The sequence below is a fragment of the Nostocoides sp. F2B08 genome (assembly GCF_009184895.1).
Classification (GTDB): domain Bacteria; phylum Actinomycetota; class Actinomycetes; order Actinomycetales; family Dermatophilaceae; genus F2B08.
Map to the genome: position 1 here is coordinate 449408 of NZ_WESE01000001.1, position 19138 is coordinate 468545.

Annotated in this window: 33 protein-coding genes; all 33 read right to left on the reverse strand. The window is 67.6% G+C overall.

Going from position 1 to position 19138, the window contains the following annotated elements:
* Positions 1 to 40 precede the first annotated feature (40 nt).
* The 33 genes from truA to rpsJ all read right to left on the reverse strand — a co-directional run bounded on the left by truA (position 41) and on the right by rpsJ (position 18827).
* On the reverse strand, positions 41 to 877 hold the full coding sequence (gene truA / locus GA707_RS02015) for a tRNA pseudouridine(38-40) synthase TruA (RefSeq protein ID WP_152176730.1): 837 nt from the start codon (positions 875 to 877) through the stop codon (positions 41 to 43).
* 2 nt (positions 878 to 879) lie between these two features.
* On the reverse strand, positions 880 to 1299 hold the full coding sequence (locus GA707_RS02020) for an MmcQ/YjbR family DNA-binding protein (RefSeq protein WP_152176731.1): 420 nt from the start codon (positions 1297 to 1299) through the stop codon (positions 880 to 882).
* Positions 1300 to 1405: 106 nt separating this feature from the next.
* The gene (gene rplQ / locus GA707_RS02025) at positions 1406 to 2158 is read right to left on the reverse strand and encodes a 50S ribosomal protein L17 (RefSeq protein WP_152176732.1); all 753 of its coding nucleotides are present in this window, start codon (positions 2156 to 2158) and stop codon (positions 1406 to 1408) included.
* Between the two features lie 50 nt (positions 2159 to 2208).
* Positions 2209 to 3258 (reverse strand): DNA-directed RNA polymerase subunit alpha, encoded by a 1050-nt coding sequence (locus GA707_RS02030; RefSeq protein ID WP_152176733.1) that lies wholly within the window; start codon positions 3256 to 3258, stop codon positions 2209 to 2211.
* 244 nt (positions 3259 to 3502) lie between these two features.
* Entirely contained in the window at positions 3503 to 4111 is a 609-nt protein-coding gene (rpsD, locus tag GA707_RS02035; protein ID WP_152176734.1) for a 30S ribosomal protein S4, read from the reverse strand.
* A gap of 63 nt (positions 4112 to 4174) precedes the next feature.
* Positions 4175 to 4579, reverse strand: a complete 405-nt coding sequence (rpsK, locus tag GA707_RS02040; RefSeq protein WP_152176735.1) for a 30S ribosomal protein S11 — start codon at positions 4577 to 4579, stop codon at positions 4175 to 4177.
* Positions 4579 to 4956, reverse strand: coding sequence for a 30S ribosomal protein S13 (gene rpsM / locus GA707_RS02045; protein ID WP_152176736.1), 378 nt, complete (start codon positions 4954 to 4956; stop codon positions 4579 to 4581). Before rpsM ends, rpsK begins: the two co-directional genes overlap by 1 nt.
* Positions 4957 to 5243: 287 nt before the next feature.
* Complete coding sequence (gene rpmJ / locus GA707_RS02050; RefSeq protein WP_010148647.1) at positions 5244 to 5357, reverse strand: 50S ribosomal protein L36; 114 nt, start codon at positions 5355 to 5357, stop codon at positions 5244 to 5246.
* A 66-nt stretch (positions 5358 to 5423) separates the two neighbouring features.
* The gene (infA, locus tag GA707_RS02055; RefSeq protein WP_152176737.1) at positions 5424 to 5645 is read right to left on the reverse strand and encodes a translation initiation factor IF-1; all 222 of its coding nucleotides are present in this window, start codon (positions 5643 to 5645) and stop codon (positions 5424 to 5426) included.
* A gap of 268 nt (positions 5646 to 5913) precedes the next feature.
* Positions 5914 to 6762, reverse strand: coding sequence for a type I methionyl aminopeptidase (gene map, locus GA707_RS02060; RefSeq protein ID WP_152176738.1), 849 nt, complete (start codon positions 6760 to 6762; stop codon positions 5914 to 5916).
* A gap of 22 nt (positions 6763 to 6784) precedes the next feature.
* Positions 6785 to 7345, reverse strand: a complete 561-nt coding sequence (locus GA707_RS02065) for an adenylate kinase (protein WP_152176739.1) — start codon at positions 7343 to 7345, stop codon at positions 6785 to 6787.
* 3 nt (positions 7346 to 7348) lie between these two features.
* On the reverse strand, positions 7349 to 8668 hold the full coding sequence (gene secY / locus GA707_RS02070; RefSeq protein WP_152176740.1) for a preprotein translocase subunit SecY: 1320 nt from the start codon (positions 8666 to 8668) through the stop codon (positions 7349 to 7351).
* Positions 8669 to 8840: 172 nt separating this feature from the next.
* A complete protein-coding gene (gene rplO / locus GA707_RS02075; protein WP_152176741.1) occupies positions 8841 to 9338 on the reverse strand; it encodes a 50S ribosomal protein L15 in 498 nt (165 codons plus the stop codon).
* 2 nt (positions 9339 to 9340) lie between these two features.
* The gene (gene rpmD / locus GA707_RS02080) at positions 9341 to 9523 is read right to left on the reverse strand and encodes a 50S ribosomal protein L30 (RefSeq protein WP_152176742.1); all 183 of its coding nucleotides are present in this window, start codon (positions 9521 to 9523) and stop codon (positions 9341 to 9343) included.
* Between the two features lies 1 nt (position 9524).
* Complete coding sequence (rpsE, locus tag GA707_RS02085) at positions 9525 to 10187, reverse strand: 30S ribosomal protein S5 (protein WP_152176743.1); 663 nt, start codon at positions 10185 to 10187, stop codon at positions 9525 to 9527.
* 47 nt (positions 10188 to 10234) lie between these two features.
* Positions 10235 to 10609 carry a 50S ribosomal protein L18 gene (gene rplR / locus GA707_RS02090; RefSeq protein ID WP_304650367.1) on the reverse strand — a complete coding sequence of 125 codons (375 nt, stop codon included), beginning with the start codon at positions 10607 to 10609 and terminating at the stop codon, positions 10235 to 10237.
* A 3-nt stretch (positions 10610 to 10612) separates the two neighbouring features.
* A complete protein-coding gene (rplF, locus tag GA707_RS02095) occupies positions 10613 to 11149 on the reverse strand; it encodes a 50S ribosomal protein L6 (protein WP_152176744.1) in 537 nt (178 codons plus the stop codon).
* Between the two features lie 12 nt (positions 11150 to 11161).
* On the reverse strand, positions 11162 to 11560 hold the full coding sequence (gene rpsH, locus GA707_RS02100) for a 30S ribosomal protein S8 (RefSeq protein ID WP_152176745.1): 399 nt from the start codon (positions 11558 to 11560) through the stop codon (positions 11162 to 11164).
* Positions 11561 to 11689: 129 nt separating this feature from the next.
* Entirely contained in the window at positions 11690 to 11875 is a 186-nt protein-coding gene (locus tag GA707_RS02105) for a type Z 30S ribosomal protein S14 (RefSeq protein WP_152176746.1), read from the reverse strand.
* A 4-nt stretch (positions 11876 to 11879) separates the two neighbouring features.
* Positions 11880 to 12470 (reverse strand): 50S ribosomal protein L5, encoded by a 591-nt coding sequence (rplE, locus tag GA707_RS02110; protein ID WP_152176747.1) that lies wholly within the window; start codon positions 12468 to 12470, stop codon positions 11880 to 11882.
* Positions 12470 to 12838, reverse strand: coding sequence for a 50S ribosomal protein L24 (rplX, locus tag GA707_RS02115; protein ID WP_226963469.1), 369 nt, complete (start codon positions 12836 to 12838; stop codon positions 12470 to 12472). The genes rplE and rplX overlap by 1 nt, the downstream gene beginning before the upstream one ends.
* A 3-nt stretch (positions 12839 to 12841) precedes the next feature.
* Positions 12842 to 13210 (reverse strand): 50S ribosomal protein L14, encoded by a 369-nt coding sequence (gene rplN / locus GA707_RS02120; protein WP_152176748.1) that lies wholly within the window; start codon positions 13208 to 13210, stop codon positions 12842 to 12844.
* Between the two features lie 141 nt (positions 13211 to 13351).
* Entirely contained in the window at positions 13352 to 13636 is a 285-nt protein-coding gene (gene rpsQ, locus GA707_RS02125) for a 30S ribosomal protein S17 (RefSeq protein WP_152176749.1), read from the reverse strand.
* 20 nt (positions 13637 to 13656) lie between these two features.
* A complete protein-coding gene (rpmC, locus tag GA707_RS21600) occupies positions 13657 to 14007 on the reverse strand; it encodes a 50S ribosomal protein L29 (RefSeq protein ID WP_152176750.1) in 351 nt (116 codons plus the stop codon).
* Positions 14007 to 14426, reverse strand: a complete 420-nt coding sequence (rplP, locus tag GA707_RS02135) for a 50S ribosomal protein L16 (protein WP_152176751.1) — start codon at positions 14424 to 14426, stop codon at positions 14007 to 14009. The genes rpmC and rplP overlap by 1 nt, the downstream gene beginning before the upstream one ends.
* On the reverse strand, positions 14426 to 15262 hold the full coding sequence (gene rpsC, locus GA707_RS02140; RefSeq protein ID WP_152176752.1) for a 30S ribosomal protein S3: 837 nt from the start codon (positions 15260 to 15262) through the stop codon (positions 14426 to 14428). Before rpsC ends, rplP begins: the two co-directional genes overlap by 1 nt.
* Positions 15262 to 15648: a 50S ribosomal protein L22 gene (gene rplV, locus GA707_RS02145; protein ID WP_152177047.1), complete on the reverse strand. Its 387-nt coding sequence runs from the start codon at positions 15646 to 15648 to the stop codon at positions 15262 to 15264. The genes rpsC and rplV overlap by 1 nt, the downstream gene beginning before the upstream one ends.
* Before the next feature lie 35 nt (positions 15649 to 15683).
* Positions 15684 to 15965 carry a 30S ribosomal protein S19 gene (gene rpsS / locus GA707_RS02150; protein ID WP_026864141.1) on the reverse strand — a complete coding sequence of 94 codons (282 nt, stop codon included), beginning with the start codon at positions 15963 to 15965 and terminating at the stop codon, positions 15684 to 15686.
* Between the two features lie 15 nt (positions 15966 to 15980).
* Complete coding sequence (rplB, locus tag GA707_RS02155; protein ID WP_152176753.1) at positions 15981 to 16817, reverse strand: 50S ribosomal protein L2; 837 nt, start codon at positions 16815 to 16817, stop codon at positions 15981 to 15983.
* A gap of 27 nt (positions 16818 to 16844) precedes the next feature.
* The gene (gene rplW / locus GA707_RS02160) at positions 16845 to 17153 is read right to left on the reverse strand and encodes a 50S ribosomal protein L23 (RefSeq protein ID WP_152176754.1); all 309 of its coding nucleotides are present in this window, start codon (positions 17151 to 17153) and stop codon (positions 16845 to 16847) included.
* Positions 17150 to 17833, reverse strand: a complete 684-nt coding sequence (gene rplD / locus GA707_RS02165) for a 50S ribosomal protein L4 (protein ID WP_152176755.1) — start codon at positions 17831 to 17833, stop codon at positions 17150 to 17152. The genes rplW and rplD overlap by 4 nt, the downstream gene beginning before the upstream one ends.
* A gap of 6 nt (positions 17834 to 17839) precedes the next feature.
* The gene (gene rplC / locus GA707_RS02170; RefSeq protein WP_193315121.1) at positions 17840 to 18499 is read right to left on the reverse strand and encodes a 50S ribosomal protein L3; all 660 of its coding nucleotides are present in this window, start codon (positions 18497 to 18499) and stop codon (positions 17840 to 17842) included.
* A gap of 19 nt (positions 18500 to 18518) precedes the next feature.
* A complete protein-coding gene (gene rpsJ, locus GA707_RS02175; RefSeq protein WP_012867945.1) occupies positions 18519 to 18827 on the reverse strand; it encodes a 30S ribosomal protein S10 in 309 nt (102 codons plus the stop codon).
* Positions 18828 to 19138: the final 311 nt, after the last annotated feature.

Genomic DNA, 19138 nt, shown 5'->3' on the forward strand with positions numbered 1-19138 from the left:
AGGAGCCATTGTCCCCGTCCGGCGGTCTCACCCCAACCGGTTATCCCGGGAGCGTGCGGTATGCGCGGGCCGCCTCCGCGCGCGTCGCCAGATCCGCGTCGGCCGGGTAGGTGACCTCCTCGAGGACGAGCCCGTGGGCCGGCATGACTTTGACGCGGGGGTCCCGCAGGCCTCGGGCGAGCACCTCGGCCGGGAAGGTCGTCGGTTCGCGCCCCTCCCCCACCGGGACCACGCCACCGACGAGCGCCCGGACCATGCTGTGGCAGAACGCGTCCGCGACGACGGTCGCCTCCAGCGTCCCGGGTCCCTTGCGTTCCCAGCTGTACTCGACCAGCGTGCGCACGGTGCTCGCTCCCTCACGGCGCCGGCAGAACGCGGCGAAGTCCCGCAAGCCCGTGAGCTGTCCGGCAGCCGTCGACATCGCCTCGGCGTCGAGCCTGCCACGGTGCAGGACCGTCTCCCGAACGCGCAGGGGGTCCAGCATGGCGGGGTCATCGCAGATCAGGTAGCGGTACCGGCGAGACGTCGCGGAGAACCGGGCGTCGAACCCGGGCGGCGCCGGCGACACCGCGCGAAGCGTGATGTCGCGGGGCAGGAGGCCGCGCAGTCGCCTGGCCAGCGCATCGGCCGGCTCCAGGTCGCCGCGGCCGGCGAGCGACGCATACACCTCGTCCGGGACGTCGACATGGGCGACCTGACCGCGCGCGTGCACCCCGGCATCCGTGCGGCCTGCACAGGTCACGGCCGGAGGTTCACCCGTGCGCAGGACGGTCGCCAGAGCCGCGGTCAGCTCCCCCTGGACCGTGCGCCGGCCGGGCTGGGTCGCCCACCCGGAGAAGTCCGTCCCGTCGTACCCGAGGTCGATGCGCAGCCGCACGGCTAGCCGGCCGATCGGGCGTCGAGGGCGCGGACGAGCGTGACCGGAGCGGTGGCGCGGAAGGACTCCTCGACGAGCTCCGACACCTCGGCCCAGTCGGTCTCGGAGCCGTTCGATTCCCCGCGGTCCAGAGGCAGGCAGAGCCAGCCGTAGGCGCCCTCGTAGGCGGGCACGACGAACCGTCCGTCGGCGAGCAGGGCGTCCCGCTCGTCGGCGGCGGGGAGGAAGAGGACGGAGCGCGCCAGACTGTCGGAGTGGTGGTCGCCCTTGACGACTCCACCGAAGATCGCGAAGACCTTGCGGGTGAAGAACGTGGGCCGGCCATGGCTGACCTTCTCGTCCGCGCCCGGCAGGGCGAGCGCGATGTCCCGCAGCCGGTGCAGAAGCGGGTCGTCCGGATCGAACCTCGCGGGGTGGGCCATGGGTCCACGCTAGGGCAGCCGGGGTGGCGCCGGGCAGGGGGCGCCGAACGCGTCGAAGGCCCTCCCCACATGGGAAGGGCCTTCGTCGCAGTGTCGTCGAGAGGGCTCAGGCCTCCTCGTCGACCTCCTGCTTCTCGGCACCGCCGGCGGGCTTGAAGCCGGCCTTCTCGGCGTCCTCGGCGGAGGCGAACCAGAACTCGGCCTCGGTCGAGTCGTACCACTGCGAGCCCGGCACGTGGTAGAGCCCGCTGTTGGCGTTGCCCTTGACGTCGTACCCCTCGGGCGCGGAGCCGTCCTCGGTCGTGGCGACGGCACCCTCGGGCAGGTCGACGGCCGCGGCCGGCGCGGCAGCCGCCTCGTCGGTGGCGTTGTCGTCGAGGGTCAGCTCCTCGACGGGCTCGGCCGTGGTCTCGTCGGCCTTCGTCGCGTCGGCCTTCTTGGCGTCCTTGGCCGCGCGCTTGGTGGCGGCCTCGGCCTCGGCGACGGTGGCCTTCTTCGCGATGGGCTCGCGAACCAGCTCGATGACCGCCATCGGGGCGTTGTCGCCCTTGCGCGGGGCCACCTTCGTGATCCGGGTGTAGCCGCCCGGGCGATCGGCCATGTCAGGCGCGATCTCGGTGAAGAGGCGGTGGACGACACCCTTGTCGCGGATGACGGTCATGACGCGACGACGGGCGTGCAGGTCGCCGCGCTTGGCGAAGGTGATCATGCGCTCGGCGAGGGGGCGGACCCGCTTCGCCTTGGCCTCGGTCGTCGTGATCGAGTCGTGCTCGAACAGGGACGTAGCGAGGCCCGCGAGCATGAGTCGCTCATGCGCCGGACCACCGCCGAGACGAGGACCCTTGGTGGGGGTGGGCATTGCTTAGCTCCTTTGTGAAGAGGCCTGTGGTGAGGTCGGCCTGCGAGACGTCAGTACTGCTCGTCCTCGGCGAAGGACACGCCCTCGGCCTCGGGGTCGACCTCGAAGTCATCGAGGTCGTCATCGTCGTAGTTCGACATGATCGCGCTCGGGTCGAACCCGGGAGGGCTGTCCTTGAGACCGAGACCCATGCCCACGAGCTTGGCCTTGACCTCGTCGATGGACTTGGCTCCGAAGTTGCGGATGTCGAGCAGGTCGGCCTCGCTGCGGGAAACGAGCTCACCGACGGTGTGGATGCCCTCACGCTTGAGGCAGTTGTAGGACCGCACGGTCAGGTCGAGGTCCTCGATCGGCAGCGCCAGGTCAGCGGCGAGGGCGGCGTCGGTCGGCGACGGGCCCATGTCGATGCCCTCGGCCTCGACGTTGAGCTCGCGGGCCAGGCCGAACAGCTCGACGAGCGTCTTGCCCGCCGACGCCATCGCGTCGCGCGGCAACATGCAGTTCTTCGTCTCGACGTCGAGGACCAGCTTGTCGAAGTCCGTGCGCTGCTCGACACGGGTGGCCTCGACGTTGAACCGGACGTTGAGGACGGGGCTGTAGATCGAGTCGACCGGGATCCGACCGATCTCCTGGTCGCCGCTCTTGTTCTGGGCCGCGGAGACGTAGCCACGGCCGCGCTCGACCGTCAGCTCCATCTCGACCGTGCCCTTGTCGTTGAGCGTGGCGATGTGCAGGTCCGGGTTGTGCACCTCCACACCGGCCGGGGGTGCGATGTCCGCGGCGGTGACGGCGCCGGCGCCCTGCTTGCGCAGGTACATGACGACCGGCTCGTCGTGCTCGGAGGAGACGACCAGACCCTTGAGGTTGAGGATGATCTCGGTGACGTCCTCCTTGACCCCGGGGATCGTGGAGAACTCGTGAAGGACGCCGTCGATGCGGATGCTCGTGACGGCGGCGCCGGGGATGCTCGAGAGGAGCGTGCGGCGCAGGGAGTTGCCGAGGGTGTAGCCGAAGCCCGGCTCCAGCGGCTCGAGGACGAACCGGGAGCGGTACTCGGAGATGACCTCTTCACTCAGAGTGGGGCGCTGTGCGATGAGCACTGTTCATTTCCTTTCGACTGGCGACCGCTATATGACGCCAGATCAGGGGTGCCGGTCTGAGCGACCGGCGCACCGCATACCTCTGTCCGTATGCGGCACTCGCCCGACGCCAGCCACCCACCTCGCTCGCGTGAGCGAGCCCGAGGAGTCCGGCGAGCGTGCGAGCCCTGGACTCCTCGGAACGTCGAATCGCGCGAGCGAAGCGAGCTCCTGGCAGTCGGGGTGTGGGGCGAAGCCCCACGGTTCAGTTCTTGGAGTAGAGCTCCACGATGAGCTGCTCGGTGAGGACCGTGTCGATCTGGGCCCGGACCGGGAGCTGGTGGATGAGGATCTGCAGGCTGTCGGCGCTGACGTGCATCCACGCCGGCACCGGGCGCTCGCCGAACGTCTCGCGCGCGACCGTGATCGGGAACGCGTTCACGCTCTGCTTGCGGACCGTGATGATGTCGTAGGGCTCGACGCGGTACGACGGGACGTTCACGCGCACGCCGTTGACCTCGAAGTGCCCGTGGGTCACGAGCTGGCGGGCCTGACGGCGGGTGCGAGCGAGGCCGGCGCGGTAGACGACGTTGTCGAGACGGGACTCGAGGATCGTCAGCAGGTTCTCACCGGTCTTGCCGGGGCGGTTGGCCGCCTCCCGGTAGTAGCGCCGGAACTGCTTCTCCATGACTCCGTAGGTGAAGCGGGCCTTCTGCTTCTCCTGGAGCTGGGTGAGGTACTCCTTCTCCTGGATCCGGCGACGGCCGTGCTGGCCGGGCGGGAAGGGGCGGAGCTCGAAGTTCTTGTCACCGCCGACGAGGTCGGTCTTCAGGCGACGCGACTTCTTGGTGATGGGGCCGGTATAGCGGGCCATATCTGTGGACTTCCTTTGCTGACTTCGTCTGGTCCGAGGTGCGTCTGGTCCGAGCGACGGGGCTCAGACGCGGCGACGCTTCGGCGGGCGGACACCGTTGTGCGGGGACGGGGTGACGTCGGAGATGGTCCCGACCTCCAGCCCAGCCGCGGTGAGGGAGCGGATGGCGGTCTCACGACCGGAACCCGGGCCCTTGACGAAGACGTCGACCTTGCGCATGCCGTGCTCCATGGCGCGCCGGGCGGCTGCCTCGGCGGCCATCTGCGCGGCATACGGGGTGGACTTGCGCGAGCCCTTGAAGCCGACCTGGCCGGCCGAGGCCCACGAGATCACCGCACCGGTGGGGTCGGTGATCGAGATGATCGTGTTGTTGAACGTGCTCTTGATGTGGGCCTGGCCCGCGGCGACGTTCTTCTTCTCCTTGCGGCGCACCTTCTTGGCGCCCGCAGTACGGCCCTTGGGAGGCATTACTTACCAACCTTCTTCTTGCCGGCGACGGTGCGCTTCGGACCCTTGCGGGTGCGCGCGTTGGTCTTGGTGCGCTGGCCGCGCACGGGGAGGCCGCGACGGTGCCGCAGACCCTCGTAGCTGCCGATCTCGACCTTGCGGCGGATGTCGGCCTGGACCTCACGGCGGAGGTCACCTTCGACCTTGAGGTTGTCCTCGATCCAGTCACGGAGCGCGACGAGCTGCTCGTCGACGAGGTCCTTGACCCGGGTGTTCGGGTCGACGCCGGTCGCCTGGAGCGCCTTCGATGCGCTCGTGCGGCCGACGCCGTAGATGTAGGTCAGTGCGATCTCGACGCGCTTCTCACGCGGCAGATCGACTCCAACGAGACGTGCCATCTGCTGATGGTTCCTTTTCGTGTTCACCCGGAGGTCTGGAACAGCACCGGTCCGGCGGTCCTCCCGACGGGCTGCTCCCGGGTGGGAGGTGCCGGTCCGTCGGGCGCCGGTTCCCGGCCTCCGGGACCGGGAGTGGCATCCGCACATCGCCGAGATGGCGAGCGCGGGGGCGGGTGCTGTGAAGATGTGTTCAGTTGTCGATGTTCGGTTGTGTGCTGCTGTCTTGCGTACTGCTGTCTTGCGTACTGCTGTATGCGTTCGGCGCGAAGCTCTGAGACGCTGGCTGATCAGCCCTGACGCTGCTTGTGGCGCAGGTTCTCGCAGATCACCATGACCCGGCCGTGACGGCGGATCACCTTGCACTTGTCACAGATCTTCTTGACGCTCGGCTGAACCTTCATGTTCTTCTCGCCTTGCTCGTCGGATCCGTCCCGCTCCGGGTGTCCGGGGCGGGTCTGCTGGTTGTGTCAGCGGTAGCGGAAGACGATCCGACCGCGGGACAGGTCGTACGGGCTCAGCTCGACGACGACCCGGTCCTCGGGGAGGATCCGGATGTAGTGCTGACGCATCTTGCCCGAGATGTGTGCGAGAACCTTGTGACCGTTCGTCAGCTCGACCCGGAACATTGCGTTCGGGAGAGCCTCGACGATCGTGCCCTCGACCTCGATGACACCGTCCTTCTTGGCCATATCCTCTTTCTGCTCACCGTTGTCGTACTGGTCGCGCCGACGTGGTCCACCCACGGTTCTGCGGCCCTGGGATCTGATCCGAGCCGAAGTGATTCGAGCGGATCCGACTGGAGGGACGGAGGTCGTGGGGTGGAGGGGCCGGCGCACGCGTGGCCCAGGTGGGCGCACGACACCGACTGACCAGTCTACGGCACCAGGCGGCCGTGGCGAAATCGCCTGGGCGACGGTCCGTGACGCGCCGGCAGAGTGCGGGACTGAGCGAGGCCGCTCAGTCCAGCGGGGCGTAGGGCGCCCCGAGGCCGGCGAGGGGGCCCGAGCCTCCATCGCGGGCCGTCAGGACCCAGATGCCGTCCGCGGTGACGGCGACCGAGTGCTCCCAGTGCGCGGCGCGGGCACCGTCGAGGGTGACGACCGTCCACTCGTCCTCGAGAACGGTGTTGGCCTGATCGCCCAGGGTGATCATCGGCTCGATCGCGACGGTCGTACCTTCGCTCACGACAGGACCCTTCTCGCGGCACCGGTAGTTGGGCACCTGCGGATCCATGTGCATCGCCGTTCCGATGCCGTGCCCGACGTAGTCCTCGACGATGCCGTACTCGCGGCCGTCCCGAGACCCGGCAGCCGTGATCTCGTCCTCCACCGCCGCGCCGACCTCGTACAGCGGACGACCTACAGCGAGAGCCGCGATGCCGGCGTAGAGCGCCGCCTCGGTGGCGTCGATGAGCGCCAGGTCCTCCGGACGACCAGCCTCGCGGCCGCCGACCACGAGCGAGATGGCCGCGTCTCCGTGCCATCCCTCGACGACCGCGCCGCAGTCGATCGAGAGCAGGTCACCTTCCTCGAGCACACGCGTTCCGGGGATGCCGTGGACGATCTCCTCGTTGACGCTCGCGCAGATCGTCCCGGTGAAACCGTAGTAGCCGAGGAACGAGGGAACCGCTCCCGAACGCCGGATGTTCTCGTCGGCGAGCGTGTCGAGCTCCTTGGTCGTCATCCCCGGGCGGACCCGCTCACGCAGCATCTCCAGGGTGTCCGCCACGACGAGACCGGCAGCGCGCATGGCGATCAGCTGCTCGGACGTCTTGCCCTCGATCCGCTCCTTGCGGAAGAAGCCCATTCGACTACGTCCCGGCTGCTCGTCAGGACAACGCGGTGACGACGCGCGCCGTCACCTCGTCGATCTCACCGAGACCGTCGACCTCGACGAGGAGTCCGCGGGCGCGGTATGCCTCGGACAGCGGGCTGGTCTCGCGGTGGTAGATCGCCAGCCGCTCCCGGATGACGTCCTCGGTGTCGTCGACGCGTCCTTCGACCTGCGCCCTGGCGAGCAGGCGATCGACGACCGCGTCCTCGTCGACGACGAGCTCGAGAACCCGGTCGAGCGCGATGTCGCGGCGGGACAGCATCTCGTCGAGTGCAGCGACCTGGGCTGTCGTCCGCGGATAGCCGTCGAGGAGGAAGCCGCGCTCACAGTCGGCCTCCACCAGCCGACTGTCCACGATCGCGTTCGTGATGTCGTCCGAGACGTAGCCGCCGGAGGCGAGGATCTCCTTGACCTGCTTGCCCAGCTCGGTCTCGTTCTTGATGTTGGCGCGGAAGATGTCGCCGGTGGAGATGGCCGGGATGTCGAAGTGAGCGGCGATCCGGGAGGCCTGAGTGCCCTTACCGGCGCCGGGCGGGCCGAGGATGATGAGACGCATGAGTTAACGCAGGAACCCTTCGTAGTGACGCTGCTGCAGCTGGGACTCGATCTGCTTGAGGGTCTCCAGACCCACACCGACGATGATGAGGATCGAGGTGCCGCCGAACGGGAAGTTCTGGTCGGCGTTGATCAGACGCAGCGCGATGAGCGGGATCAAGGAGATCAGGGCCAGGTAGATCGCACCGGGCACCGTGATCCGGTTGAGCACGTACGAGAGGTACTGCGCCGTGGGTCGCCCAGCGCGGATACCGGGGATGAAGCCGCCGTAGCGCTTCATGTTGTCGGCCACCTCGGTCGGGTTGAAGGTGATCGAGACGTAGAAGAAGGTGAAGAACAGGATCAACGCGACGAAGCTGATCATGTAGACCGGGTGCGAGCCGGACCCGCCGAAGTACTCGTTGACGAGGCGGACCCACGTGGGCGGGTCGACCCCGAGTGCGGGGGTGTTGAACTGCGCGATCATGACCGGGAGCATGATCAGCGAGCTCGCGAAGATGACGGGGATGACGCCGGCCATGTTGACCTTGAGCGGGATGTAGGTCGAGGTTCCGCCGTACATCTGACGGCCGACCATTCGCTTGGCGTACTGGACGGGGATCCGGCGCTGGCTCTGCTCGACGAACACGACGAGGGCGATGATGAGGAAGCCCACGGCGATCACGGCGAGGAAGACGTCCCAGCCGTCGCTCTGGCGGATCTGGTTCAGGGAGGTCGGGAAGTATGCGGCGATCGACGTGAAGATCAGGATGGACATCCCGTTGCCGACGCCCTTGTCGGTGACGAGCTCACCGAGCCACATGATCAGTCCGGTGCCGGCAGTCATGGTCAGCACCATGATCAGGATCGTCACGAGTGAGTCGTCGACGAGGATGTTGGTGCAGCCGGGGTTACCGAAGAGCTGGGAGGGGTTTCGGGCGAAGGTGATCAGGGTCGCCGACTGCAGCACGGCCAGGGCGATCGTGAGGTAACGCGTGTACTGCGTCATCTTCGCCTGGCCGGCCTGGCCCTCCTTCTTGAGGGCCTCGAACCGCGGGATGACCACGGTGAGCAGCTGGACGATGATGCTCGCCGTGATGTACGGCATGATGCCGAGCGCGAAGATGGAGATGTTGAGCATCGCGCCACCGCTGAAGAGGTTGGCGAGCCCGAGGAAGCCGCTGGAGGTGTCGGCGCCCTCGACGCACTGCTGCACCAGGGTGTAGCTCACGCCGGGCACCGGGATGTGGGTGCCGAGCCGGTAGAGCGTGATGATGCCCAGGGTGAAGAGCAGCTTTCGACGCAGGTCGGGCGTCTTGAACGCCCGGCCGAATGCTGAGAGCACCTAGTCCTCCAAGAGTGCGTGTGTGCGTGTCGCCGCATGGCGACACTTGGACGAGAGCATACGTCCGTTCATGAGCGTACGTTGCCCTGAGTCGCCCGCCAAACGCCCGATGCCGCAGCGCGCGACGTGCGTCGGCACTGCGGCATCGGATGCGGGCTGTCGGAACGGTCGGTCACGCGAGGGTGACGGACCCTCCCGCGGCTTCGATCTTGTCCTTCGCGGACGCGGAGACCGCGTCGGCGGTGACGTCGACCTTGACGGTGATCTCACCGGTTCCGAGAACCTTGACCGGGGCGCCCTTGCGGACCGCACCCTTGGCCACGAGATCCTCGACCGTGACCTCGCCACCCTCGGGGTAGAGAGAACCGAGCTTGTCGAGGTTGACGACCTGGTACTCGGTCTTGAACGGGTTCTTGAAGCCCCGCAGCTTCGGCAGCCTCATGTGGATCGGCGTCGAGCCGCCCTCGAAGCTCGGTCGCACCTGGTAGCGGGCCTTCGTGCCCTTGGTGCCGCGACCGGCGGTCTTGCCGCGCTTGCCGCCCTCGCCTCGACCCACCCGGGTCTTGGCGGTCTTGGCGCCGGGAGCCGGCCGGAGGTGGTGCACCTTGAGGGCCGGACCCTCGACGTGCTCCGCCTGCTCGGCCTTCGTGCTCTTTGTGGACTCAGCCATGTTCACTCGACCTCCTCGACCGTGACGAGGTGGGTCACGGTCTTGACCATCCCGCGGATCTCGGGACGGTCCTCCTTGACGACGGTGTCGCCGATGCGCTTCAGACCGAGGCTGCGCAGCGTCTCACGCTGGTTCTGCTTGCCACCGATCTCGGAACGGACCTGGGTCACCTTGAGGCGTGCCATGTCAGACACCCGCCTTATCTGACGCAGCCTTCGCCGCCTCCGCGCGGCCCGCGGCCTGGGCGCGGAGCATCGCCGCGGGGGCGACCTCGTCCAACGGCTTGCCGCGGCGGGCGGCCACGGCCTCCGGACGCTCGAGGTCCTTCAGCGCGGCCACCGTCGCGTGCACGATGTTGATCGCGTTGTCGGAGCCGAGCGACTTGGACAGGACGTCGTGGACGCCGGCGCACTCGAGAACCGCGCGCACCGGGCCGCCGGCGATGACACCGGTACCGGGCGATGCGGGGCGCAGCATGACGACACCGGCAGCGGCCTCACCCTGGACGGGGTGCGGGATGGTGCCCTGGATCCGGGGAACCTTGAAGAACGCCTTCTTGGCCTCCTCGACGCCCTTGGCGATCGCTGCAGGCACCTCCTTGGCCTTGCCGTAGCCGACACCCACGGTGCCGTCGCCGTCACCGACGACGACGAGGGCCGTGAAGCTGAAGCGACGACCACCCTTGACGACCTTCGCGACGCGGTTGATGGTCACGACGCGCTCAAGGTAGGTGTTCTTCTCGGTGTTGTCGCGACGGTTGTCGCGACGGTCGTTGCGGTCGCCGCGGCGGTCCGAACGCTCGCCACGCTCGCCTGCGGCACCCGTGCCTCGACGCTGGGGTCCTGGCATCAGATGTTCCTCATCTCTTGGGTCATGGGGGTCACGGTCGTTCCGTCCTAGAGGGCCAGCCCGGCCTCGCGGGCGCCCTCGGCGATCGCGGCGACCCGGCCGTGGTACTTGTTGCCGGCGCGGTCGAACACGACGGCCTCGACGCCCGCGGACTTGGCCCGCTCGGCGATGAGCTCGCCGACCTTCTTGGCCTTGGCCGTCTTGTCACCGTCGAAGGAGCGCAGGTCCGCCTCCATCGTCGATGCGGACGCGAGGGTCTTGCCCACCGTGTCGTCGACGACCTGGACGAAGATGTGCCGGGTCGAGCGGGACACGACGAGGCGGGGACGCTCGGCGGTGCCGGAGAGACGCTTGCGGACGCGCAGGTGACGTCGGCCGCGTGCCGCGACCTTGCCCTTGGCGCGCTTGACGATCATCGCCATGGCTTACTTACCTGCCTTTCCAACCTTGCGGCGGATGTGTTCGCCCGCGTACCGGATGCCCTTGGCCTTGTACGGGTCGGGCTTGCGGAGCTTGCGGATGTTCGCGGCCACCTCGCCGACGAGTTGCTTGTCGATGCCCTGAACGGAGAACCGGGTCTGGTTCTCCACGGCGAAGGTGATACCCGCCGGGGGCTCCACAGTGATCGGGTGGGAGTACCCGAGGGCGAACTCGAGGTTCGAGCCCCTGGCCTGCACCCGGTAGCCGGTGCCGTGAATCTCGAGCTTCTTCTCGTAGCCCTCGGTGACTCCGAGGACCATGTTGTTGATCAGCGTGCGGGTCAGACCGTGCAGCGAGCGCGAGTCACGCTCGTCGTCCGGTCGGGAGACCTCGATGCCGTTATCTCCCTTGTCCACCGTGATCGGCGCTGCAACCTCGTGGGAGAGCTGACCCTTGGGCCCCTTCACCGTGACGGTCTGGCCGTCGATGGTGACGTCGACACCGGAGGGGATGGAAACGGGCAGTCGTCCGATTCGCGACATGTCGGATCCCCCTTACCAGACGTAGGCGAGGACTTCCCCGCCCACACCCTTTTGGGCCGCCTGCTTGTCCGTGAGGAGGCCAGACGACGTGGAAATGATGGCAACGCCGAGACCACCGAGCACCTTGGGGAGGTTGGTGGACTTGGCGTAGACGCGCAGGCCGGGCTTGGACACCCGGCGCACGCCCGCGATGGAGCGCTCGCGGTTCGGACCGTACTTGAGGTTGATCGTCAAGGTCTTGCCGACCTCGGCGTCGGCCACGGACCAGCCACTGATGTAGCCCTCGGCCTCGAGGATCTCCGCGATGTGCGACTTCAGCTTCGAGTACGGCATGGCCACCTCGTCCTTCTGCGCCGAGTTGGCGTTCCGGACGCGGGTCAGCATGTCCGCGATCGGGTCAGTCATTGTCATTGGGCTTCTCCGCCCCTTCTCACCGTGGTTTCCTCCCCCGCGACTGTCGCGGTTCGGACCTTCGATGTAGATGGATTGATGTCGTACGAGAGGTGTGGGGGCTCGGTTGTCCTGCCCCCGGGGTCTGGGTTACCAGCTGGACTTGGTCACACCCGGGAGCTCACCGCGGTGAGCCATCTCCCGGAGGCAGATCCGGCAGAGGCCGAACTTGCGGTAGACCGAGTGCGGACGGCCGCAGCGCTGGCAGCGGGTGTAGCCACGGACCTTGAACTTAGGGGTCTTCGCCGCCTTGTTCTTCAGCGCGGTCTTCGCCATGGGATCAGTTCTCCTTGAACGGGAAACCGAGCGCCTTCAGCAGCGCACGTCCCTCGTCGTCGTTGGTCGCCGTCGTGACGACGGTGATGTCCATACCCCGCACGCGGTCGATCTTGTCCTGGTCGATCTCGTGGAACACCGACTGCTCGGTGAGACCGAAGGTGTAGTTGCCGCGACCGTCGAACTGCTTCGGGGACAGTCCGCGGAAGTCACGGATGCGCGGCAGTGCGACGCTCACGAGCCGGTCGAGGAACTCCCACATCCGGTCGCCACGCAGTGTCGTGTGGGCGCCGATCGGCATGCCCTCACGGAGCTTGAACTGGGCGATGGACTTGCGGGCCTTGGTGACGAGCGGCTTCTGGCCGGTGATCGCGGTGAGGTCACGGATCGCACCCTCGATGAGCTTGCTGTCGCGAGCCGCCTCGCCGACGCCCATGTTGACGACGACCTTGGTCACGGTCGGCACCTGCATCGGGTTCGAGAAGTCGAACTGCGAGCGAAGCGCGTCCTTGATCTCGTCCTGGTAGCGCGCCTTCAGCCGCGGGGCCGCCTGCGTGGTCTCGGAGACCGTGGTGCTGGTATCTGTCTGGCTCATCAGAGGTCCTTACCGGAGCGGGCACCGACACGGGTGCGGCTCGTCTTGCTGCGACCGTCGCGCTCGACGGTCTCGACCTTGGTCTTGACCCGGGTCGGCTTGTTGTCACTCGGGTCGACGATCGCCACGTTGCTCACGTGGATCGACGCCTCCTGGACGACGAGCCCCCCGGTCCGGGATCCACGCTCGGTGCCCGCCTTGGTGTGGCGGGTGACGCGGTTGACGCCCTCGACGAGGACCCGCTGCGTCTCGGGGTAGACGGCGATGACCTTGCCGGTCTTGGCCTTGTCCTTGCCCGTGAGCACCTGGACGGTGTCGCCCTTCTTGATCTTCATCCTGCCCTTGGTGTGCTTGCTGTGGTTCGCCATGGGTCAGAGCACCTCCGGAGCCAGCGAGATGATCTTCATGAAGCGCTTCTCGCGCAGCTCGCGGCCCACCGGGCCGAAGATGCGCGTTCCGCGCGGGTCGCCGTCACTCTTGAGGATGACCGCGGCGTTCTCGTCGAACTTGATGTACGAGCCATCGGGTCGGCGGCGTTCCTTGACCGTGCGCACGACGACCGCCTTGACGACGTCGCCCTTCTTGACGTTGCCGCCGGGGATGGCGTCCTTGACCGTGGCGACGATGGTGTCACCGATACCCGCGTAGCGGCGGCCGGAGCCTCCGAGCACGCGGATACACAGGAGCTCCTTGGCGCCCGTGTTGTCGGCGACTCGCAGTCGCGACTCTTGCTGGATCACTTGTCTTATCTCCTACTGTCGTGCCGGTTCTCACTCTCGTGAGCCTTGCCGAACGGTTGGTCGCTGGGGCGGGCCCAGCCGGGCGAACCGCGAGCGGAGCGAGCTCTTGGTTCTCGGGGCTTGTCGGGGACTGCCCGACGGTTACTTGGCCTTCTCGAGGATCTCCACCACGCGCCAGCGCTTGGTCGCACTGAGTGGACGGGTCTCCATGATGAGGACGCGGTCACCGACACCGGCGGAGTTCTGCTCGTCGTGCGCCTTGACCTTGTGCGACTTGCGCATGACCTTGCCGTAGAGCGCGTGCTTGACGCGGTCCTCGACCTCGACCACGACGGTTTTGTCCATCTTGTCGCTGACGACATAGCCCTGACGGGTCTTGCGGTAGTTGCGGCTCTCCGCGTCCACACCGACCTGGGTCTCGCTCACGCTGTTCTTCTCCTCAGCCATCACTTGGCCTCCGCCTTCTCAGCCTTCTTCTCGGCCTTGCTCGCGGCCGACTTCTTCTCGGCCTTCTTGTCACTGGCCTTCGCGGAAGACTTCTTCTCGGACGTCTCGGCCTTCACCGGCTGAGCCGGGGCGGACCCGATGCCCAGCTCACGCTCGCGCATCTCGGTGTAGATCCGGGCGATGTCCTTGCGGACCGCGCGGAGCCTGCCGTGGTTGTCGAGCTGACCCGTGGCGGACTGGAACCGGAGGTTGAACAGCTCCTCCTTGGCCTTGCGGAGCTCGTCGACCAGACGGTCGTCGTCCATGCCGCGCAGCTGCTCGGAGGCGAGGTCCTTACTACCAACGGCCATCAGATGTCACCACCTTCACGCTTGACGAAACGGCACTTCATGGGGAGCTTGTGCATCGCGAGCCGCATGGCCTCACGCGCGGTCTCCTCCGGCACGCCGGAGAGCTCGAACATGACGCGCCCGGGCTTGACGTTGGCGACCCACCACTCCGGGGAGCCCTTACCGGAACCCATGCGGGTCTCGGCCGGCTTCTTGGTCAGCGGGCGGTCCGGGTAGATGTTGATCCAGACCTTTCCGCCACGGCGGATGTACCGGGTCATCGCGATACGCGCGGACTCGATCTGCCGGTTGGTCACGTACGCGGGCTCGAGCGCCTGGATGCCGTACTCACCGAAGGCGACCTTCGTGCCGCCCTTGGCAGCGCCGCTGCGGCCGGGGTGGTGCTGCTTGCGGTGCTTGACTCGACGAGGAATCAACATCAGCTGTTCTCTCCCTCAGGGGTTGCTGGCGCCTCGGCGACCGGAGCGGCCGGAGCCGTCTCGGCGGCGGCCGGCGCGACCTCGGCGGGAGCCTCGGAACGCTCGGCGCGGCGGGCGCGGGCCGGACGGTCGGCACCGTCACGGCGCGGCCCACGGGACGGGCGGGGGGATGCGGCCTGCTGGGCGGCGAGCTCGCGCGCCGTGAGGTCGCCCTTGTAGATCCAGACCTTCACGCCGATGCGACCGAAGGTCGTGCGGGCCTCGTAGAAGCCGTAGTCGATGTTCGCGCGCAGCGTGTGCAGCGGGACGCGACCCTCGCGGTAGAACTCGGTGCGGCTCATCTCGGCGCCGCCGAGTCGACCCGAGACCTGGACCCGGATGCCCTTGGCACCGGCGCGGGTGGCGGACTGCATGCCCTTGCGCATGGCCCGACGGAACGAGACACGCGCCGAGAGCTGCTCGGCGATGCCCTGCGCGACGAGCTGGGCGTCGATCTCGGGGTTCTTGACCTCGAGAATGTTCAGCTGGACCTGCTTGCCGGTGAGCTTCTCGAGCTCACCGCGGATACGGTCGGCTTCCGCTCCACGGCGACCGATGACGATGCCGGGGCGGGCGGTGTGGATGTCGACACGGACCCGGTCCCGGGTGCGCTCGATCTCGACGCGGGCGATTCCGGCGCGCTCCATGCCCTCGGACATGAGCTTGCGGATCGCGACGTCCTCCTTGACGTAGTCGCGGTAACGCTGACCCTCATTGGTGGAGTCGGCGAACCAGCGGCTCTTGTGGTCGGTCGTGATGCCGAGTCGGAAGCCGTGCGGGTTGACCTTCTGTCCCATCAGCGGGTGCCTCCGTTCTTCTTCTCGACAGACTTCTTGGGCGCGGTCTGGACGACCACGGTGATGTGGCTGGTGCGCTTGTTGATGCGCGAGGCCCGGCCCTGCGCACGGGGGCGGAACCGCTTCATGGTCGGGCCCTCGTCGACGAACGCCTCCGCCACGACGAGGTCACGCTCGTCGAAAGGGTTGGCGTGCTGGTCGGCGAGGAACCGGGCGTTGGCGATGGCGCTCTGCAGCACCTTCCGGACGGGGTCACTCGCGGACTGCGGCGCGAACTGCAGCGCGGTGACCGCGTCGACCGCGGCCTTGCCGCGGATGAGGTTGACGACGCGACGCGCCTTCATCGGCGTGACGCGCACGTGCCGCGCGACGGCGCGAGCTTCCATGACCTGCTCTTCCTGGGTGACGTTGGGGGTAGCCATCAGCGACGACGTCCCTTCTTGTCGTCCTTGACGTGACCCTTGAAGGTCCGCGTCGGGGCGAACTCGCCGAGCTTGTGACCGACCATCGACTCGGTGACGAACACCGGGACGTGCTTGCGGCCGTCGTGCACGGCGAAGGTGTGGCCGAGCATGTCCGGGCTGATGACCGAACGGCGCGACCAGGTCTTGATGACGTTCTTCGTGCCCGCTTCGTTCTGAGCGTCCACCTTCTTCTGCAGGTGGTCGTCGATGAAGGGGCCCTTCTTCAAACTACGAGGCATGTGTCGAGGCTCCTATCAGCGCTTCTTGCCAGTACGACGGCGGCGAACGATCATCTTGTCGCTGGCCTTGCCGGGGCGGCGGGTGCGGCCCTCCGGCTGTCCCCACGGGCTGACCGGGTTCCGGCCACCGGAGGTCTTGCCCTCACCACCACCGTGGGGGTGGTCGACCGGGTTCATGGCGACACCGCGGACGGTCGGGCGCTTGCCCTTCCACCGCATACGGCCGGCCTTGCCCCAGTTGATGTTGGACTGCTCGGCGTTGCCCACCTCGCCGACCGTGGCGCGGCAGCGCAGGTCGACGTTGCGGATCTCACCGGACGGCATGCGCAGCTGAGCGTACGGACCGTCCTTCGCGACGAGCTGCACGCGCATCCCCGCGGAGCGGGCGATCTTCGCGCCACCGCCGGGGCGGAGCTCGACGGCGTGCACGACCGTACCGGTCGGGATGTTGCGCAGCGGCAGGTTGTTGCCGGGCTTGATGTCGGCGCCGGGGCCGTTCTCGACCATGTCTCCCTGGCGGAGACGGTTCGGCGCGAGGATGTACCGCTTCTCACCGTCGGCGTAGTGGAGCAGCGCGATGCGTGCGGTGCGGTTGGGGTCGTACTCGATGTGAGCGACCTTCGCAGGCACGCCGTCCTTGTCGGCGCGGCGGAAGTCGATGACGCGGTACGCGCGCTTGTGTCCACCCCCGATGTGACGGGTCGTGATGCGACCGCTCGCGTTGCGTCCGCCGCTCTTGGTCAGCGGCCGCACGAGCGACTTCTCCGGCGTGGAGCGAGTCACCTCGACGAAGTCGGCGACAGAGCTGCCGCGGCGACCCGGCGTGGTCGGCTTGTACTTACGGATACCCATGGTTCCCTAATCCCTTCGCAGCAGGCGTCAGACGCCCGCGCTCCCGAAGATGTCGATCGAACCCTCGCGCAGAGTGACGATGGCACGCTTGGTGTCCTTGCGCTTGCCGATCCCGAAGCGGGTCCGGCGTGCCTTGCCCTGGCGGTTCATGGTGTGGACGGAGTCGACCTTGACCTTGAAGATCTGCTCGACGGCGATCTTGATCTCGGTCTTGTTGGCCCGCGGGTCGACGATGAACGTGTACTTGCCCTCGTCGAGCAGACCGTAGGACTTCTCCGAGACGACCGGAGAGATCAGGATGTCGCGCGGGTCCTTGAACGTCGTGAAGGAGCTCACTTGGCGTCCTCGCTCTCGGTGGTCGTCGCGGTGGTGGTCTCGGGGGTCGACCCGGCGGCGGGGCCGCCGGAGACAAACCGGTCGTAGGCGCCCTTGGTGAAGACGATGTCGTCGGCGCACAGGACGTCGTAGGTGTTCAGCTGGTCGACCGCGAGAACGTGGACGTTCTGCAGGTTGCGGACCGACTTCAGACCGACGAGGTCGGCGCGCTCGAGAACGACCAGGAGGTTCTTCCGCTCGGTCAGCGCGGCCAGACCGGCCGCCGCCGCCTTGGCGGACGGGGCGTCACCGGACGTGATCGCCTCGACGACGTGGATCCGGCCGTGGCGCGCCCGGTCCGAGAGGGCGCCGCGCAGCGCGGCCGCCTTCATCTTCTTCGGGGTGCGCTGGCTGTAGTCACGCGGCTGGGGACCGTGGACGGTGCCTCCGCCGGCGAACTGGGGCGCGCGGGTCGAACCCTGGCGAGCGCGACCGGTGCCCTTCTGGCGGTACGGCTTGCGACCACCGCCGCGAACCTCGCCGCGGGTCTTGGTCGAGTGCGTGCCCTGCCGGGCGGCCGCGAGCTGTGCGGTGACGACCTGGTGGATGAGGGGGACGTTGGTCTGGACGTCGAAGATCTCGGCGGGGAGAGTGACGTCGACGACCGTGATCGTCTCCGAGGTCTTGGTGTCAGTTGCCATGGCTTATCAGGCTCCCTTGGCAGCCGTGCGGAGCAGGACGATGCCGCCACGGGGGCCGGGAACGGCACCCTTGACGAGCAGCAGGCCCTTCTCTGCGTCCACGGCGTGGATCGTGAGGTTCTGAGTGGTCTGGCGCACGCCGCCCATCCGGCCGGCCATGCGCATGCCCTTGAAGACGCGGCCCGGGGTGGCGCAGCCACCGATCGAGCCGGGCTTGCGGTGGTTGCGGTGCGCACCGTGGCTGGCGGACACACCGTGGAAGCCGTGGCGCTTCATGACACCGGCGAAGCCCTTGCCCTTGGTCGTGCCGGTCGCGTCGATGCGCTGACCCGGCTCGAACACCTCGGCGGTGAGCTCCTGGCCGGCCTCGTAGTCACCGGCGTCCGCGGTGCGGAGCTCGACGAGGTGACGACGCGGCGTCACGCCGGCCTTCTCGAAGTGACCGCTCAGGGGCTGGGTGACCTTGCGCGGGTCGATCGCGCCGAAACCGATCTGCACGGCGGAGTAGCCGTCGGTGCCCTCGGTGCGGACCTGGGTCACGACACAGGGGCCGGCCTTGATCACGGTGACGGGCACGAGGCGGTTGTCGGCGTCCCACACCTGGGTCATGCCGAGCTTCTCGCCGAGGAGCCCCTTCATCGTGCGGGTGGCGCTGTTCTGAGTCATCGAAGTCATCGTCGTCGCCTCAGAGCTTGATCTCGATGTTGACGTCGGCGGGCAGGTCGAGACGCATCAACGAGTCGACCGCCTTGGGGGTCGGGTCGATGATGTCGATGAGGCGCTTGTGGGTGCGCATCTCGAAGTGCTCGCGGCTGTCCTTGTACTTGTGCGGCGACCGGATGACGCAGAAGACGTTCTTCTCCGTCGGCAGGGGCACCGGGCCGACCACTGTGGCGCCGGCACGGGTCACCGTGTCGACGATCTTGCGCGCCGAGCTGTCGATGACCTCGTGGTCATACGACTTCAAGCGGATGCGGATCTTCTGTCCCGCCATCTCTCGTCTCTCTCTCGCCTTGCCGAATAGGTACTGCTATCTGTCTGGTGGGCGCTGGCCTGCGATGTCACCGACCCCCGAGGTCGGGTGTGTCGCCCGATCCACACGGAGTCACACATCGATCCTGGTCGGGGTGTGACCCTGGGTGGGTCCGTTGTCATCCGGCAGCCGCCGGCCTGCCACTCTCGCCGATGTGTCGCCCCACCGCTCGACCGGCTGGTCGGTTCACGTGGTTCGATTCGTTGTCACCGGGCGAGGGCCGGACGCGCAGAGAGACTCTTCTGAAGAAGGGCAGTCCCTTGCGCGCCGAA

Coding starts and splice junctions, on each gene's coding strand:
- rplQ (WP_152176732.1), bottom strand. CDS start 2,158: ATGCCCACCCCCACCAAGGGTCCTCGTCTCGGCGGTGGTCCGGCGCAT.
- rpsK (WP_152176735.1), bottom strand. CDS start 4,579: ATGCCTCCCAAGGGCCGTACTGCGGGCGCCAAGAAGGTGCGCCGCAAG.
- rplB (WP_152176753.1), bottom strand. CDS start 16,817: ATGGGTATCCGTAAGTACAAGCCGACCACGCCGGGTCGCCGCGGCAGC.
- rplP (WP_152176751.1), bottom strand. CDS start 14,426: ATGTTGATTCCTCGTCGAGTCAAGCACCGCAAGCAGCACCACCCCGGC.
- rplC (WP_193315121.1), bottom strand. CDS start 18,499: ATGACTCAGAACAGCGCCACCCGCACGATGAAGGGGCTCCTCGGCGAG.
- GA707_RS02105 (WP_152176746.1), bottom strand. CDS start 11,875: ATGGCGAAGACCGCGCTGAAGAACAAGGCGGCGAAGACCCCTAAGTTC.
- rplX (WP_226963469.1), bottom strand. CDS start 12,838: ATGGCGAACCACAGCAAGCACACCAAGGGCAGGATGAAGATCAAGAAG.
- rplV (WP_152177047.1), bottom strand. CDS start 15,648: ATGGAAGCTCGCGCCGTCGCGCGGCACGTGCGCGTCACGCCGATGAAG.
- rpmJ (WP_010148647.1), bottom strand. CDS start 5,357: ATGAAGGTTCAGCCGAGCGTCAAGAAGATCTGTGACAAGTGCAAGGTG.
- rplE (WP_152176747.1), bottom strand. CDS start 12,470: ATGAGCCAGACAGATACCAGCACCACGGTCTCCGAGACCACGCAGGCG.
- rpmC (WP_152176750.1), bottom strand. CDS start 14,007: ATGGCCGTTGGTAGTAAGGACCTCGCCTCCGAGCAGCTGCGCGGCATG.
- rplD (WP_152176755.1), bottom strand. CDS start 17,833: ATGGCAACTGACACCAAGACCTCGGAGACGATCACGGTCGTCGACGTC.
- infA (WP_152176737.1), bottom strand. CDS start 5,645: ATGGCCAAGAAGGACGGTGTCATCGAGGTCGAGGGCACGATCGTCGAG.
- rplF (WP_152176744.1), bottom strand. CDS start 11,149: ATGTCGCGAATCGGACGACTGCCCGTTTCCATCCCCTCCGGTGTCGAC.
- rpsE (WP_152176743.1), bottom strand. CDS start 10,187: ATGCCAGGACCCCAGCGTCGAGGCACGGGTGCCGCAGGCGAGCGTGGC.
- rpsH (WP_152176745.1), bottom strand. CDS start 11,560: ATGACAATGACTGACCCGATCGCGGACATGCTGACCCGCGTCCGGAAC.
- rplR (WP_304650367.1), bottom strand. CDS start 10,609: ATGGCGATGATCGTCAAGCGCGCCAAGGGCAAGGTCGCGGCACGCGGC.
- rplO (WP_152176741.1), bottom strand. CDS start 9,338: ATGGCTGAGTCCACAAAGAGCACGAAGGCCGAGCAGGCGGAGCACGTC.
- GA707_RS02020 (WP_152176731.1), bottom strand. CDS start 1,299: ATGGCCCACCCCGCGAGGTTCGATCCGGACGACCCGCTTCTGCACCGG.
- GA707_RS02065 (WP_152176739.1), bottom strand. CDS start 7,345: ATGCGTCTCATCATCCTCGGCCCGCCCGGCGCCGGTAAGGGCACTCAG.
- rpmD (WP_152176742.1), bottom strand. CDS start 9,523: ATGGCACGCCTCAAGGTGACCCAGGTCCGTTCCGAGATCGGTGGCAAG.
- rpsM (WP_152176736.1), bottom strand. CDS start 4,956: ATGGCACGTCTCGTTGGAGTCGATCTGCCGCGTGAGAAGCGCGTCGAG.
- map (WP_152176738.1), bottom strand. CDS start 6,762: ATGGGCTTCTTCCGCAAGGAGCGGATCGAGGGCAAGACGTCCGAGCAG.
- rpsD (WP_152176734.1), bottom strand. CDS start 4,111: ATGGCCCGCTATACCGGCCCCATCACCAAGAAGTCGCGTCGCCTGAAG.
- rpsS (WP_026864141.1), bottom strand. CDS start 15,965: ATGCCTCGTAGTTTGAAGAAGGGCCCCTTCATCGACGACCACCTGCAG.
- rpsC (WP_152176752.1), bottom strand. CDS start 15,262: ATGGGACAGAAGGTCAACCCGCACGGCTTCCGACTCGGCATCACGACC.
- rpsJ (WP_012867945.1), bottom strand. CDS start 18,827: ATGGCGGGACAGAAGATCCGCATCCGCTTGAAGTCGTATGACCACGAG.